Origin of the sequence: Haliscomenobacter sp. (genome assembly GCF_040403615.1) — a bacterium.
GTDB lineage: Bacteria > Bacteroidota > Bacteroidia > Chitinophagales > Saprospiraceae > Haliscomenobacter.
The window spans coordinates 1-15183 of the sequence record NZ_JBBAKG010000123.1 but is presented as its reverse complement, the minus strand read 5'-3'; the positions used below and the strand labels follow the sequence as shown (position 1 = coordinate 15183).

The 15183-nt window shown below is 45.4% G+C and carries 10 protein-coding genes and 1 tRNA gene; 6 read left to right on the top strand and 5 right to left on the bottom strand.

All coding sequences use genetic code 11. The annotated features are described in order from the left end of the window. Positions 1-56: 56 nt before the first annotated feature. The 5 genes from ABW391_RS25260 to ABW391_RS25240 form a co-directional block, all read right to left on the bottom strand. Complete coding sequence (locus ABW391_RS25260; protein ID WP_353484684.1) at positions 57-1601, bottom strand: RagB/SusD family nutrient uptake outer membrane protein; 1545 nt, start codon at positions 1599-1601, stop codon at positions 57-59. A gap of 62 nt (positions 1602-1663) precedes the next feature. After that, complete coding sequence (locus tag ABW391_RS25255; RefSeq protein WP_353484683.1) at positions 1664-5089, bottom strand: TonB-dependent receptor; 3426 nt, start codon at positions 5087-5089, stop codon at positions 1664-1666. A gap of 120 nt (positions 5090-5209) precedes the next feature. Further along, on the bottom strand, positions 5210-6229 hold the full coding sequence (locus tag ABW391_RS25250) for a FecR family protein (RefSeq protein ID WP_353484682.1): 1020 nt from the start codon (positions 6227-6229) through the stop codon (positions 5210-5212). A 21-nt stretch (positions 6230-6250) separates the two neighbouring features. Next, positions 6251-6805, bottom strand: coding sequence for a sigma-70 family RNA polymerase sigma factor (locus ABW391_RS25245; protein WP_353484681.1), 555 nt, complete (start codon positions 6803-6805; stop codon positions 6251-6253). Positions 6806-7011: 206 nt separating this feature from the next. Next, positions 7012-11325 carry a T9SS type A sorting domain-containing protein gene (locus tag ABW391_RS25240; RefSeq protein ID WP_353484680.1) on the bottom strand — a complete coding sequence of 1438 codons (4314 nt, stop codon included), beginning with the start codon at positions 11323-11325 and terminating at the stop codon, positions 7012-7014. Positions 11326-11946: 621 nt separating this feature from the next. On the opposite strand from ABW391_RS25240, the gene ABW391_RS25235 reads away from it, so the two are divergent. The 6 genes from ABW391_RS25235 (at position 11947) to ABW391_RS25210 (ending at position 15096) form a co-directional block, all read left to right on the top strand. Continuing rightward, a tRNA-Arg gene (locus tag ABW391_RS25235) sits at positions 11947-12020 on the top strand. Between the two features lie 119 nt (positions 12021-12139). Next, complete coding sequence (rpmB, locus tag ABW391_RS25230) at positions 12140-12400, top strand: 50S ribosomal protein L28 (RefSeq protein ID WP_353484679.1); 261 nt, start codon at positions 12140-12142, stop codon at positions 12398-12400. A gap of 20 nt (positions 12401-12420) precedes the next feature. Then, on the top strand, positions 12421-12609 hold the full coding sequence (gene rpmG / locus ABW391_RS25225; RefSeq protein ID WP_353484678.1) for a 50S ribosomal protein L33: 189 nt from the start codon (positions 12421-12423) through the stop codon (positions 12607-12609). Between the two features lie 79 nt (positions 12610-12688). Next, positions 12689-12865, top strand: coding sequence for a DUF4295 family protein (locus ABW391_RS25220; RefSeq protein WP_353484677.1), 177 nt, complete (start codon positions 12689-12691; stop codon positions 12863-12865). Positions 12866-13029: 164 nt separating this feature from the next. Further along, entirely contained in the window at positions 13030-13986 is a 957-nt protein-coding gene (ftsY, locus tag ABW391_RS25215) for a signal recognition particle-docking protein FtsY (protein WP_353484676.1), read from the top strand. Between the two features lie 81 nt (positions 13987-14067). Next, positions 14068-15096 carry a septal ring lytic transglycosylase RlpA family protein gene (locus ABW391_RS25210; protein ID WP_353484675.1) on the top strand — a complete coding sequence of 343 codons (1029 nt, stop codon included), beginning with the start codon at positions 14068-14070 and terminating at the stop codon, positions 15094-15096. Positions 15097-15183: the final 87 nt, after the last annotated feature.

Sequence of the window (15183 nt, the reverse complement as noted above, 5' to 3'; positions counted from 1 at the left end):
ACCGTTCGACTTCCTATTCAAAACCCAAAATCGGGAAGTTAATTTTTCTGCGTTGTTTAGTAACCTGGATTCTGATCCTTTTGCTCAATGTTTGGGTTATTGTCGATCTCGGTTTGTGGGAGCGGCAATAACTCATGTTTGTTGGCTACAAAGAAAGAAATAGGCTCGGATTTGAGCTTTTTGTTTTTGCGCCAGCGTAGGATGTCAAAGTTGCGCACCTGTTCGGAAGCGAGCTCAACAAAACGTTCGTGCTGGATAGCGCGGAAAACCTCATCCTTGTTGTTGCAAGGATAGTTGGTAGTTGGAAAAGCGGGCATTTGAACCGATGCACGCGCCCGAACCTGATTCATCAAACTGATGGCTGCTGCTGAGTTGCCTGCTTCGTTTTCGCATTCTGCCAACATCAGCAGTACATCGGCGTAACGCATGATCCGCATGTTGATGCCACTGGTATAGAAGCCATTGTCAACCTTGTACAAGACAGAGTATTTGCGCCAGCTTATTTTCACCGTTTTGCCGTCCACAACAGAAGCATTGCCCTGTACCCGGTCATCGGTCATGGTGCTGTTGCCATTGTTGAATTTGTCTCCAGGTTTCCAATAAGACATGTCGTAACGTGGGTCATTTTTGGCGTCCCCTTTAGTGGTTCTTTCGTAGTCGTTCAAAATTTTATTGGAGGGAATCAGGTTGCGCCAACCCACTGCAGAATACTCCTGCGTACGTACCGTTTCTTCTTGTACCGCCGTTCCGTCGCCATCTCCACCCCAGTTGTAAGCACCTCCAGATGGAGCATACACTACTTCGAAAATAGATTCGGAGTTGAATTCACCCTCTTCATTGGTAAGGTCGAGGTAGTTGTCCACCAATTTGTACAAGCCAGAGCTGACAATTTTTTGCAACTCAGTTTTGGCATTGTTGTAATCACCCAACTGCAAGTAGGTACGCGCCAAGAGCATTTGTACTGCATGTTTGGTAGCACGCCCCAAATTAGCCGCGTTGTAAGTAGCTGGCAATGCGCTTTCAGCCGCTTTGAGGTCGCTAATGACCAGATTGTACACATCTTGCTGGCTGGAACGCGCCTTAGAGCCTTCTACCGATTTAGCGTATTCTGTATAGATCGGAACGCCACCCCACAACGTGCCTAGTTCATAATAAGCCCAGGCGCGCAAAAACTTTGCTTCTCCCACTACCCGGGTGCGCACTGCGTCAGTAATACCGGGTTTGGCAACAGCGCCAGCTTCAATGACAACATTGGCACGGTGGACGACGCGGAACCAACCGGTAAAAACCGAATTGGAAACCGAGTTCCCTGCATCATTAACGCCATTGAGCAATTGAGCGCGGGGTGTTTCCAACTGACCACCACCAGTAGCCACTTCATCACTACGCAGGTCATGGGTAAAAAACCACTCGCGGGATACCAAACCGTTGTGCTGAACCAAGGCGTAAACTCCATTTACACCCGCAATAAGTTCAGCGTCATTGTTGAAATAGGTATCCAGAGTTACCCCATTTGGGTTGACTTTATTGAGCACCTCGTCATTACAACTCAGCACGATTCCCAACATTAGTAAGCTGGTTAAAAAAGCAATTTTTTTCATAATCTATTGAGTTTATGATCAGGCAGAGATGGCTCCACCTGACTGAGCAAAGCATTATTTTTTTAGTTAAAGCCAAGATTTACCCCAAACAACACCGTACGTGCCTGTGGGTATTGGCCATAATCGATACCATTATTGAGCAGGTTGTTGCCTCTTGAAGCCACTTCGGGGTCAAATCCAGAATACTTGGTGAAAGTCAACAAGTTTTGGCTGGATACATAAATCCGAACCCGGCTGACTACATTGTTGCTGATTTTCTTCAGGCTTTCGCTGGAAAAGGTGTACCCAATGCTGACGTTTTTGAGTCGCAAGTAGGATCCATCTTCAATAAAGCGATCAGAAGTACGCGTATTTTGATTGGGATCGCCACTGACGGCCCGAGGCACATCGGTATTGGTGTTTTGTGGAGTCCAGGCATTTAGAACGTCGGTAGTAGCATTGAAGAGGCGAAGCATACCCTGGCCAATCACTTTCACTCCATTGTAAACTTTATTGCCTTGTACCCCCTGGAAGTAAACTGCAAAATCGAAGTTTTTGTAGGTACCACTCCAGTTCAAACCATAGGAAAACTTGGGAATATAGCTACCCAAAAAAGTACGGTCACTGCCGTCAATTTTGCCATCGGCATTCAAATCCTTAAAGCGAATGTCACCAGGAGCAGTAGAGGTGTTTTGATAAGGAGCGTTGTCGTTACCAAGGGCATTTGCTGCAGCTACCTCGGCGGCGTTTTGGAAGATACCATCCACTTGCCAGCCATAGAACGACTGAATCGGTCTTCCTGCCTGGGTACGGGTAATGTCAAAACCACCAAAGTCGGCATTGTTACCAGAGTTGATGTTTGCATTGGGTGTGGCGAGGCTCAAGACTTTGTTGCGTACCATGTCAAAAGTACCCGCCAAGCTCCAGTTGAAATCGGCACTGCGGTGGTTGTAACCCAGCGCGAGTTCAAAACCAGTATTTTGCATGCTGCCTACGTTGGCCAGTGGGCTGGAAGAGAAACCCAATGATTCCGGCAGTGGAACGCTCAAAAGCAGACCATCCGTTTTACGCTTGTACAATTCGGCGCTGAGGTCAAAACGACCTTCAAACAAAGACAAGTCAAAACCGACGTTGCTCATGGTCGTTTCTTCCCAGCTCAAGCCCGTGTTGCCCAGACGATTGAAGTAAGACCCCAGGTTGGTGGTGGTGTTGCCAAATGGGTAAATGGTATTGTTGGCTGAAATAAGCGGCTGCCAATCGTAGTCACCAATGGCATTGTATCCCGTTTGGCCGATGCTGGCCCGCAATTTCAGCGAAGAAATTGCGGTAATCGATTTCATGAATGATTCTTCACTAATGCGCCATCCGACCGAAGCAGATGGGAAGATCCCCCACTTGCGGCCTGGAGCGAACTTGGAAGAACCGTCCCGACGGATGGAAGCACCCAGCAAGTATTTTCCGGCGTAGTCGTAAGTTAAACGACCAACGTAGGAAATCAAAGAGTTTTGAGCCAGCGAAGAAGAACCATTCGGGTTGGAAACCCCCTGCAATACCTGAATGTTGTTGTCAGGGCGCTGTCCACTGGCCGAAATGCCTTCCGACTTGGCATCCTGTTTTTCTGCTACTGCAATAATGTTGACATTGTGTTTGCCAAAAGATTGATCAAAGGTCAATTGATTGGTAAACACGGTAGAGAAGAAATTATTCCGGTTTTCGGACAGGGAAGCAATGACCCGGCTGCGGTTGCCATCGTTGTAGATGGGCAGGAAGCTAGTAAATTGGCTATTGGCAAAATCAGCACCCGCCACGAAGCGGTACTTCAGCCATTTGGTAAACTTCACTTCGGTAAAAAAAGTACCCAGCAGTTTTACCCCATTGTCGATCTGGTATTGCTGCTCTTGCTCAGCAATACGCAGAGGGTTTTCAGGGTCAGTTGCATCCAAACCTTGAGCGGTAGTACTGAAGCCACCAATTTTAGTTGGGTCACGAACTGGCCAGTAAGGGATCATCCGCATGATATTCTGGATCTGAGTACGGCCCCCACCGTCGCGCTCCAAATGACGCTTGTCCGTTGCTACCAACAGGGTTTGACCCAGGGTCAACCACTTGGCCACTTTGTGATCCGAGTTGATGCGGAAACTTTGGCGCTGGTAATCGGTAACAGGCATGATTCCGTCCTGGCTAAAGTACCCTAAGGAGGTGTATACCCTTGATACGTCGTTACCACCAGAAATCGACAACTGGTGATCCGTAATGGGCGCAGAGCGGAACATCACATCTTGCCAATCCGTGTTGGTTTGACCAAAAGTGGTGCTAGCTCCATCGTAAATGGGGGTAGCCAGGTTATTGAAACGGCCTGGAACAGGCTGATTGGAAGCAGTCAGCAGGGCAGTTCCGTAACGAATGTATTCGTCGCGATCGAGTAAATCAAGGGTTTTCCAAGCAGATTGCACTCCATAGTAAGAATCCAGATTCACCTTCATTTTACCCACAGCACCTCTCTTGGTGGTAATCAAAACCACCCCGTTAGCTGCTCTTGAGCCATAAATAGAAGCGGCGCTGGCATCCTTAAGTACTTCCAAGGACTCAATATCCTTTGGGTCGATGTTATTGAGGCCACCTGCAGGCACCCCATCAATCACGAATAAGGGATTGGGATTCAGACTAATTGAACCAACCCCTCTGATGCGGATGATCGGATCAGAACCAGGGCTACTGTTGTTGGTAACCGACACCCCAGGCACTCTACCTTGAATGGCCTGGGTAAGGCTGACAACAGGCAATGCTTTTAAATCCTTTTGACTTACTGAAGATACGGCACCAGTCAAAGAAGATTTCTTTTGGGTACCATAACCTACAACCACTACTTCATCCAAAACTCGGCCTTCTTCCAGTACTACATTGACTACACTTTGTCCGTTGATGGCTACCCGAGTGGTATTGTAACCAACAAAGCTAAAGATCAGGGTTCCGTTTTTATCGGCATCTGCTAGTTCCAAGGCGTATTTACCACTGGCCTCGGTTACAGTTCCTTTGGTAGTGCCTTCCAAAACAACCGTAGCTCCAACCATAGGGTCTCCGTTCTTGTCAGAAACCATCCCTTGAACCGTAAAATCCGGTTTTAGAACAGGGGTTGTCTGTATCCTGGATAGTGGCTCAAAGTCAATCTTTTCGTTACGGTCGATTGGCGTTTTGCTCAAGAGGATTTGTTTTCCGCCGAAAACTTCGTATCGAACTGGTGTTTTTTTGAATACCCGTTCCAAAATTTTCTCAAGCGTTTCCTCTTCTACATGAATGCTAAGTTTCCGGTCGGCTTCAATCTGTTTCGGTAAATAGGAAAAGCGAACCTCAGCTTTTTTTTCAATGAAAGACAGTACTTCGCAAAGTTGTTTGTCTTCAAGGTTTAGACTCAGCTTTTGCAATAACACCTTTTGGGAAAAAGCAGGGTGAGCATAACTCATGCCTGCAAATAGCCCAGCAAGAATGATTTGAGCAATTGAGATTCTCATGATGTGAAATAATTTTTCACGGTGCTGTAGAATTTTTTTCATGCCTCTGATGTACGTTTAAGTTAAACAATTTAGGAACAACCAGCAAAAAAAATGTTTAGACATCTTTTGCCGGCTTTATTATTGACAACCATTGCTTGACACAACGATTTGAGCATCAACCATTTCATAAGACGCATTCAATACCTTGCAAATAATCATTAATTTATCATTTAGGCTTTCATCATCCAGGGAAGTAGTTATGGTGCAATCTTGCATTACTTCTTCGTCGTAGATGATCACCAATCCATATGCTTTTTCGATGGCTTCAAAGACTTGCCCGATGGGTGCATTGAAAAACGTCATTTTTTTGAGTTCTTCCTTGGAAATGATGACGTTGGGGATTTCCACAATGGATTTCACCAATCGGTGTTCGCTTTTCAAGTACTGAACACGCTGGTTGGGGGTCAAGACAACTCCTATCTTTTTTTGGACAGTATCAGATGAGGTTGGGGTCATCTTCTGGGCATAAACTGAAACTTTGCCCGTCAGTACATCTACTTCCACGTTTTTTGATTCTTTGGCATTCTTGATCGAGAAAGAAGTTCCGATGACCTCTGCAACCAGTTTGCCTGCATGCACAATAAATGGCTTGGATGGATTTTTGGTGACTTTAAAAAATGCCTCACCATCCAGGTATAGCTCGCGCTTGCTTAAGTTAAAGTCCTTGTTGTAAATCAGGCTACTGCCAGGTTTCAACACGACAAGTGAACCATCTACAAGGCTTATTTTTTGATCGGAATACGTGTTGTTCTTCAGCTCAATCCCACGGTGGGCAATTGCCATTTGTGGCTTTGCTTGTTTTGGGGATGGTCTGGATAAGTCCAGTTTAAGTACCCCGATATACCCCAATAAGCCACAAATTGCCGCACCTAATACCCATACCATGCGAACAATTCTCACGCTGCCGGATCCATAGATTTCTTTACGCAGGTTAGACCAGACTTTTTTCCTGGCCTTCAGAGACTCTTCGTTTGGATGATCGGCCTTTTTGAATTCTGGTTGGGCATCGAACCACGCCAGAATAGGCTTTTCATCTTCATCAGTAGTCTTTCCTTCAAGGTAGCGTTTGGACAGTTCATTGAACTCCTTTTGGGTCATGTCAACATAGTTTAAGGATTATCAATTATCAGTGTGATATGACTTTAAGGTATTTTTCAAGTATTTCAAGGATTTGGTCAAGTGGTATTCCACTGCCTTTTCACTTAGATTCAATTGTTTGGCAATTTCTTTGACCGGTTGATTCTCAAAGCGACTGCGTCGAAACACATCGGCACTTTTTTCAGGCAAGCGGTTCAGCGCCTTTTCAATCTCATCGGTCAATTCTTTGAAGTTCAGGATTTCATTTCCATCAGGAGAATTGTCTAATTCTCTAAAAATCATGTATTCCTGATATTTCCGGTAGGTGAGTTGGGATTTGAAGAAGTTATAAACCAGGTTTTTGACGGCCACGGCCAGGTAAACTTCCAAGCGCTTGATCACCACTTCTGCATGACGGAGCCAAAGGCTCAGAAACACTTCCTGAACTACCTCTTCTGCATTCTCCGCTCCAATCTGGTGCGATGCCCAAACGTATAATTTATCCCAATAGCGGTGATAAATTTCTTCGTAGGCCATCCTGTTTCCTTCGCGAAGAAATCCGACTAATTGTTCATCGGTAAATTTTTTTACCTCCATAGTTTGACCTGGTCTGATAAAACTTCTCCAAAGCTCATTTCAATTAGGTAAAATAAAGTAGACAAATCCCTAAAGAATAATTGCAGAAAATTTCGTGAATTTCAATTTTACACCAAATTAATTTCATTATCGGGCTTTATGAACTAAAAAGGCTTTCCACTTTGTAGCGGAAAGCCCTCGTTATTAGTAAAATATACTTTTATTCTTTACTTGGTTACAATCATCTTGCGCGTGGCTTTTTCGCCATTTTGTGTTAGCGTGTAGTAATATACGCCGGTGCTAGGCAGATCGTTGTGATTGATCACTACCTGGTTGTAACCTTGGTCAAAATTCTTGCGCAAGGATCTAACTGTTCTGCCCGTTACATCGTAAATATTCAAGGAAGCTTCGCCGGTTTTGGGCAGCCAAAATCCAATCTGGGTTTCTGCCTGGAATGGGTTGGGTTGGTTTTGCTCCAGGGTCAGTCCACGATTCGAATCTTGGATTGCCTGTTCTCCAAAAGCAAGGGCTACACCCATTACTTCATAATCGCGGTTGTAGGCTTCAGCGTTCATCACGATCGGATTGATGCGCAATGCCTGGCTCAACTTGAGGTCGCTTTTGGCTTTTACCACCAACGTAAACAGTGCGCCGTTCTTTTCCTTACCTAAGTCCATCCAGGAAGTGGTCAGGATGCCGCGATCGGCAAAGATGCCGAAGTTCTCCAGTTTGGCCACCCCATCTTTGATGCCAACGAATTCAAGCGCTTTGTTGTCGAGATCCAGTGCGAACTGATAACCGGTGATTTTGCTCAAATCGGAAGCAGTTACAGGGATTTCGTAGGTGTTACCCGCTTCAAGATTCAGGTTGTTGACCAAAAGCTTGAGGTTCTCGCCACTGCGCAGATCCGGTACCTGGAAGGCGGTTACGGTTGCACTTTGATTCAAGTCACCCACTTTGATGCCTACAAAGTTGGCTTTGACGTCGTGGTCCAAATTCACCATTCCAATTGCCTCTGGGAAGGCTTCTTTCCAGGGATTCAATGGTACTGGAAAGCGGTAAGCCTGATCTACGAAGCGCCAGCTTTTGGTACCACCAAAGTCAGGAATCATGTTGAGGATGAACTTGCGCAAGCGAATCTGATCTCCAACTGAAACGTGGCCTGAATTGTCAACATCAGCGGCAATCAAGAGATATGGATCAGTTATGGGTTGCAAATTGATCAGGTGCTTTTGGATGTAAATCAAGTCAAGGGTGGAAATGCCATTGCCAAAATCCTTGTTCATATCTGGAGTAAGGGTATAATTTTTGCCTTTGCTCAATCCTGCGAAATTAAACGTACCATCGCTGCCACTCATGTATTGCTTTACGGCATCTCCAGAAAGTTGGATGGCCACACCTTTCATCATATTGTTCTGAGCAGTTGCAACGTACCCCGAAATGGCTACTGGCTGAACCGTTCCACTTGGGCAGACCTTATTGTTGTCGTCTACCTGAATGGTGGTCAGGCAAAAATCGTGGTTGCCCGCTTCGTCCCAAGCGTGAATTTCTACTTCTACCAATTTGCCTTTATCGGCGCAAGACAGCAGCAAGCCGGTATTGGCCACATCTACTACTCCCCCTTTGCGATTGACTGAATATTTGGTTACTTTCTTCAAGCCCTGGGTATTGGCTTCGCCTTGGCCATTGCAATCGTAAATTGGGCTGGCAACAAAATCCGTTGCCCAAACCGCCATGGTTCCGCCGCCCTGCTCATCGCTCATCAGGGATACAGACAGACCATTGATGCAAATCGGTGCGGGGCCTTTGCGGTCGCGTACTTCAAATGGAATGCGGGTAGGTAGGCTAAGGTTACCACAGCCGTCCCGAATTGACACAATCAAATCGTGTTTGCCCTCGGGCAGGTTTTTGATGGTTACGGTAAACGTTCCATTTCCATTGTCTTTGGTCGTCCAGCGGGAGGAATTGTACATGATGAAATTCCCACTGATGATTTGGTTGGGCGCAACCATGAGTTGCGGAATTTCCAGATCAACTTTGGCCGTACAATTGTCGCTGCCCTGGAAGGTAATGGTCACATCAGCCAAACAATCGGTGCTGCGCGTAGGGAACACATTCAATTGTGGGCGGGTCACCACGGGCAATTGAGTGTCTTCTACCTTGATGATCTGGGTATACATGAAACTGTGGTAGTAATCATCCGTTGCGTCGCAAACAGGAGGCGTAAACCGGATATCGTCAGCGTCTTCAGGGATACGGTTTTTAGACAACCAAAACTCTTCGTCGCCATCGCGGTTTTTATCGCGCACCAGAACATAGATTTGATTTTTTCCATTGTTTCCAAAAGTTGCCCGGTCTACTACATATACGCGGCCAGTTGTCATTGGATCACCACAACGGTCGTCGTACGCACACCAGTTGATGACAGTATAGGTGCGGAAAATTTTGTAGCACTCGCTATCGCTGGCATCGTAACGTTTGTCGGATACATTGACGGCCACAACATCACAACCCAAAGAAGCAGTAAAGGCAGAGTCGGCTTTAACGGATTTACAATCGGCGGTTGCATCGCGAGGGAAGCAGATGTCGTATTCCGTAATGGGCAGTACGGTAATGCGTTGTTCGCAGGTGGTAGATTGTCCAGCTTTGGTGATGGTCCAGCGGCGAATGATCACCCCTTTACCACACTTGACGTTGTTGACTACACTGTATTGTACATTGAGGTTGGTACAATCATTTCCGCCCTGAATGGTAACATCGCCATAAGCAACCCCAGAGGCAACCCGATCGGGCAACCTACCCAAATCCTTATCGGTACAGTAAATAGAGATGTCCCAGGGTGCTACGCAGATAGGAGCAGTTTTGTCTTCAATTTGCAAGTCTAGCCAGCAATAGTTGCGGTTTCCACCCAGGTCTTCCGCCCATAATTCTACCGTAACTGCACCAGCGAGGTCGCAACAATAAAATTCGACGTAATCTCCTAATGGAGACAATAGTTTTCCATCCTTGATCACGAAGGTTTCGCCAAAATCAGCTAAATCCCCATCACCATTGAGGTCATACCCATCTGCTGTCGTCCAGTCTCCGTTGGTAGGCAAGGGATCAATTTTCCCGTTGCTATTGACGTCGTAACCACTGGCTACAAAAGTAGCTTCGCAACTTTGTGCAACGACCCTACGTACTCGCAACCATTTTAGTCGTCCGCAATTGTCCCAGGAACCTTCGTCTACGTCAGCAGCGGTCACTTTGCCATAACCAGTTTGATAGCCGGGTGTATTGGACAAAGAAATCCGCAAGGTATTGTCACACTTCACCACCGGAGCGATGAGATCTCTTACAAAGAACTCCACTGAATCCACAATTGAGTTGGAGCAACCGTCATTGGCATTGATGATCACTCGGTGGCGGCCAACCGTCAAGCCCGTGATGAAACCATTGACGGTCGGATAGTTCACATTGGACCAGCTGCTGGTATCCACTACGATTCCGCTAACAATTTTACCTTTGGTGCGTACCCTTAGGCTGAGTGCGCCGAGGCTGCAATTGTCGGTGATGGTTACACCCAAAACCGCACGCAACCCAGATGCAGTGGTTGGTAGCGCTGCGGTGCAATCCATAGGCCCGGTACTGAGGATGGGGATACGGGAAAGTTTTTGCACCCTGGGGCCACTAATGTCCCCGATCTTGATCAGTATTTTATATTGTCCGATCTCGCGGTTGAGGCACCAATCATACAGTTTCAGAATGCGCTCGATTTTGAGTCCGCTTCCATTACAAATTGGAAACTCTGTATCGCTCACATTCAGGCCATAATTGCAGGCGAGGGAATCGAGGTATACTTTTTTACCAAAGAAGTTGGTAAGATAAGGTACCACATCAATGCGGCGAATCTGATTCTTGTTGGCCAGACAGGCATCATAAGCAATGATGGCTTTATAATTGGCGTCTCCAGCAAAATCAAATTTGAAATCATTCAATACAGGACGGCGGAAGGTGATGACCTGTTCCACGCTCTGGGTCATGCCGCGGCAGTCGGTGGCAACGAAAACCCGGTACATTCGGGCAAAAATCCCGCTGGTGAGGCTTTCGGTACAATTCAGGTATTCAATCCGGTCTGAAAATTTGAGGGTGACATTGCAACCACAAGATTTGCAATTGTCTTCAAAATTGGGAATCCCCAGGTTTTTCACATTCGAATCAATCACAGAGCCGGTGATGAGTGCACTCAAAGACTGGTTGGTGTTGGTTGGGCCCACCGTTTTGGGGTTGTTCAGCACATAGTCAATGTCAGTACACCATAATGGCGTAGAAATAAAATCCGTCCCGATCAGTTTGGGACCACTTTTGTCTTCGGCCAGGATCTTACCCCAGCAAACGACTTCATTGTTGGCGTTCAGTACTCCGTAATCCCAAAGGCCAGGGCAATCAATGATGTTGCCATTGGATGGATTGCTGTCGCTTATCGCCACCCGGTAGGTACCGACACAAGCTCCGAACCCAACCAATGCAGGGGTAACTGTAAATTTACAGTTTGCATCCATCGACACCTGTACTTGGCTGACACAGGATGTACGAGGATCGCATTGGGCTTGTCCCCACTTAGGAATCAAAAACATTCCGAGCAGGAACCCAACCGGTAAAATCCGGTACAAAAAAGAAAAAAAGTGAGTAGAGGTCATCTTCATGGGAACCAAATTTGTCATTTTTATATTCATGAAATCATCAACATACAAAGGAGTAGGCAGCTACATCTGTAGACGCAACAAGCAAAGGCTTGTAACGGATACCGCGTAAAAGTCTACGAATGAGTAAAATCAACCGTAACTGTTTCTTGTTGGGCTTGCCAAAAGAAACAAAAAATGTGTACTAAAGGAGTGAAGAGGCAACTCAAAAACGAGAAGCTGTGATTTACCGGCGAGCAGCCAAATTAGCGTGAGGGGGAAAACGGCGTTTGGCTCTAATAGATTAATGGCTGCGTCAAAGATAGGTTTTTATTTTATTATTGGGTGAATAAAATTTATTTTGAGAAAAAAATCGCCTCGAGTTTAAGGCTTTATGGAAAGAATGCATTTTAGCTTTAAAAAAACTAAAAAAAGGCTTGCACACTTCCACAAGGCTACTTATCTTTGCATCCGCAATTGCAAAACACGGCAATATACACTGGCGCTGTAGCTCAATTGGATAGAGCACCTGACTACGGATCAGGAGGTTTAAGGTTCGACTCCTTACAGCGTCACTCTGATGAATTATCCATCGGTTTGGTGGATAAAAATTCTCTGGATCGAAAAGTTCAAGGTCAAAAGTTCAACTAGGTTTAAAGCCTTTGACACCTTGAACTTTTTAAATTTATTTATTATGTCTAAGGTTTGTCAACTTACTGGAAAGCGTCCGATTGTAGGTAACAACGTTTCGCACTCTAACCGCAAAACCAAGCGTCGCTTTTTGCCAAATTTGCAAAAAAAGCGCTTCTTTATCCCTGAAACGAATCAGTGGGTTACTTTGAAGCTTTGTACTTCCGCAATGCGCAACATCAGCAAATTGGGGATTTATGAATACTTGCAGCGCTTAGAGAAAGAGGGTGTTGATACCGGAGTGATTTTAGAACAAGGTTCTTAAACAAGTAATTTTTAGTCGTCATGGCAAAGAAGAGTAAAGGTAACCGCATTCAAATTATCCTTGAATGCACTGAGCATAAGAAGTCTGGTCTGCCAGGTACTTCCCGTTATGTTACCCAGAAAAACCGCAAAAACTCACCCGACCGTATGGAATTGAAGAAATTCAACGCCGTATTGAAGAAGGTGACTGTACACCGAGAAATTAAATAATTGCTGATTGAGCGAAGATTGAGGTAAAAATTGTGGATTCCACAAAAAAGCCTTAATTTGACCCCATAAATCGTTTACAATGGCAAAGGTATCCAAAAACGCAAAAGTTGCTAAGCGTGTCGCCAACATTGGCTCTGGTCGTGATTACGTTCAAATCGTAGTGAGCGTCAAAGATCCTAAAACTGGCAAGTACAGCTACAAAAAGCAAATGGTGCACAAAGACAAAAAAGACGCTTTTATTGCTTCTTTGAAGTAAATATATGCATGGTCTGATGCATCGTCCCTAAAAAGGCTTTTCTTGTGTTCGCACAGGAAAAGCCTTTTCAGTTGGCAGTGAGCTGTGATTCTTAACCTCCAGGCAGGAAATCGATCACTCTTCACCCCATTTTGATCTTGTTTCACCGATAATTGTCCATAGATATGAGTTTTTTTAGCAATCTTTTTGGAAAGAAGGAAAAAGAGGATCTCGATAAAGGACTTGAAAAAACCAAGAGTACGTTTTTCAACAGTCTCTCTAAAATGGTGGCCGGTAGGTCTACTGTAGATGAAGAAGTACTGGACGAATTGGAAGCCTTGCTCATCTCTGCTGACGTTGGTCGGGCCACTTCCAATGAAATCATCAAAAGGATCGAAGCCCGTGTATCAAAAGATAAATACCTTGGTACCAGTGAATTGAATTTTATCCTGCGCGATGAAATTGTACAATTACTGGCGGAGAACAATACCAAAGATGTTTCAGGTTACGAATTGCCTGAAGGCGTCAAGCCTTTTATCTTGTTGGTTGTAGGCGTAAATGGGGTAGGCAAAACCACCACCATCGGCAAATTGGCACACCAATTTAAAAAACAGGGCAAAAAGGTTGTGTTAGGTGCAGGAGACACTTTCCGCGCCGCTGCAGTTGATCAGCTTAAAATTTGGTCAGAAAGGGTAGGTTGTGATTTTTACAGCAAGGGAATGAATGCAGATCCTGCCGCAGTAGCATACGAAACGGTCAACTACGCCATCCAAAACAATTGCGATATTGCGATCATTGATACGGCTGGTCGCTTGCACACCAAAACCGGACTGATGCAGGAATTGAGCAAGATCAAACGTTCCATCAGCAAAAAAATAGAATCCGCACCGCATGAAGTGCTGCTGGTACTGGATGCCACTACAGGCCAAAACGCCATTGAACAAGCCAAACATTTTACGGAAGTGACCGATGTAAGCGCCTTGGCGCTGACCAAATTGGATGGTACCGCCAAAGGGGGAGTAGCCATTGGCATTTCGAATCAACTAAAAATTCCCATCAAATACATTGGTGTTGGAGAAGGGATTGATCAACTTCAACCTTTTGATAAACTCACTTTTGTCAATGCACTTTTTGAAGCTTAGCAACTGCCAAAATATTCTTGCATAATTTTTGCTGTAACTTTTCGTTATATTTTTCGTTATTTTCAAAAAGTTATTTGACCAATGAACAAACTTCGTAAAGTATACAGCATTCTGGCTGTCCTGTTTTTGTACTCTGCCTTGGTTTTTGCGCAGCAAGCCGAAACGGGTATGGCCAAGTTCTACTCCGATGGCTTGCAAGGCCATCCTACTGCCTATGGCGAGTTTTACGATCGCGCACAGTTTACAGCTTCACACCGAACCTACCCAAAAGGTACTTTGTTGAAAGTCACCCGTCTTGACAACAGCAAATCGGTAATTGTACGCGTCAATGACCGGGGGCCATTTCGCTCGGATGGATCTATCCTTGATTTGTCTATGGCCGCAGCCTCGTTGATTGATTTGACACTATCGGGAAATGCCAATGTCAAAGTAGAATATTTTGGCTTTGCAGAAAACAATGCAACTGCTGCCAATTACAATGCTGCAAATGGCCAAAGTGCCAATGCTTTCGCATTTGACCGAATTTACAATGGAGTGCCACAAAATGCGCCACAAGATACGCCACAAGAGTATTTTACTGCGCGAGGAACCAATGGCTATACTGCCAATAGCAATTTGCAACAACCCGGAAATCAAAACACCTCTGCTGTACCTCAGTACGGCCCTGTTCCTCCATCTTATGATCGCCGTTTTCAAAGTAGAGGCGTGCCTTCAAACTACAATACCTCCAATGAAATAGCCAGTCAAACACCGTCAGAATACAACAACTATTCCGGAAATAACAGGTATGCATCCACAAATCCGGCTACCAATTCCAATGCACAGTTCAATAGCAATGCCACTATTGGCAATTTTCCAAGTCTTGCACCAGGAAGTGGTTATTCTGTGCAGGTGGGTTCTTATGCCAATATGGACAATGCAATCCGACAAGCTCAATCGCTGGTAACGCTGGGACTACGCGAAATTTACGTGACTTCAGCATCAACTGTGAATGGCATCAATACCTATAAAATTTTTGCTGGCAAATTTGACAATCGCGAAACGGCAGCGGTGTATGCCAATCAAATCAAGCGCCAATTTTTGGTAACTGGGTTTGTGTTGCGTTTGTAATTGCTTCACAATAAAATGAGGTTGGAGTGTTCACCCCCCCAACCTTAGTCTGACGCAAAAAATTACTTCCCGATTTTTTTTTAGGCT

What these genes read in the sequence shown, in the direction of transcription:
- ABW391_RS25240 (WP_353484680.1), bottom strand. Translation starts at nt 11,325, where the DNA reads ATGGATGCAAACTGTAAATTTACAGTTACCCCTGCATTGGTTGGGTTC.
- ftsY (WP_353484676.1), top strand. Translation starts at nt 13,030, where the DNA reads ATGAGTTTTTTTAGCAATCTTTTTGGAAAGAAGGAAAAAGAGGATCTC.
- ABW391_RS25255 (WP_353484683.1), bottom strand. Translation starts at nt 5,089, where the DNA reads ATGAGAATCTCAATTGCTCAAATCATTCTTGCTGGGCTATTTGCAGGC.
- ABW391_RS25245 (WP_353484681.1), bottom strand. Translation starts at nt 6,805, where the DNA reads ATGGAGGTAAAAAAATTTACCGATGAACAATTAGTCGGATTTCTTCGC.
- ABW391_RS25220 (WP_353484677.1), top strand. Translation starts at nt 12,689, where the DNA reads ATGGCAAAGGTATCCAAAAACGCAAAAGTTGCTAAGCGTGTCGCCAAC.
- rpmB (WP_353484679.1), top strand. Translation starts at nt 12,140, where the DNA reads ATGTCTAAGGTTTGTCAACTTACTGGAAAGCGTCCGATTGTAGGTAAC.
- rpmG (WP_353484678.1), top strand. Translation starts at nt 12,421, where the DNA reads ATGGCAAAGAAGAGTAAAGGTAACCGCATTCAAATTATCCTTGAATGC.
- ABW391_RS25250 (WP_353484682.1), bottom strand. Translation starts at nt 6,229, where the DNA reads ATGACCCAAAAGGAGTTCAATGAACTGTCCAAACGCTACCTTGAAGGA.
- ABW391_RS25210 (WP_353484675.1), top strand. Translation starts at nt 14,068, where the DNA reads ATGAACAAACTTCGTAAAGTATACAGCATTCTGGCTGTCCTGTTTTTG.
- ABW391_RS25260 (WP_353484684.1), bottom strand. Translation starts at nt 1,601, where the DNA reads ATGAAAAAAATTGCTTTTTTAACCAGCTTACTAATGTTGGGAATCGTG.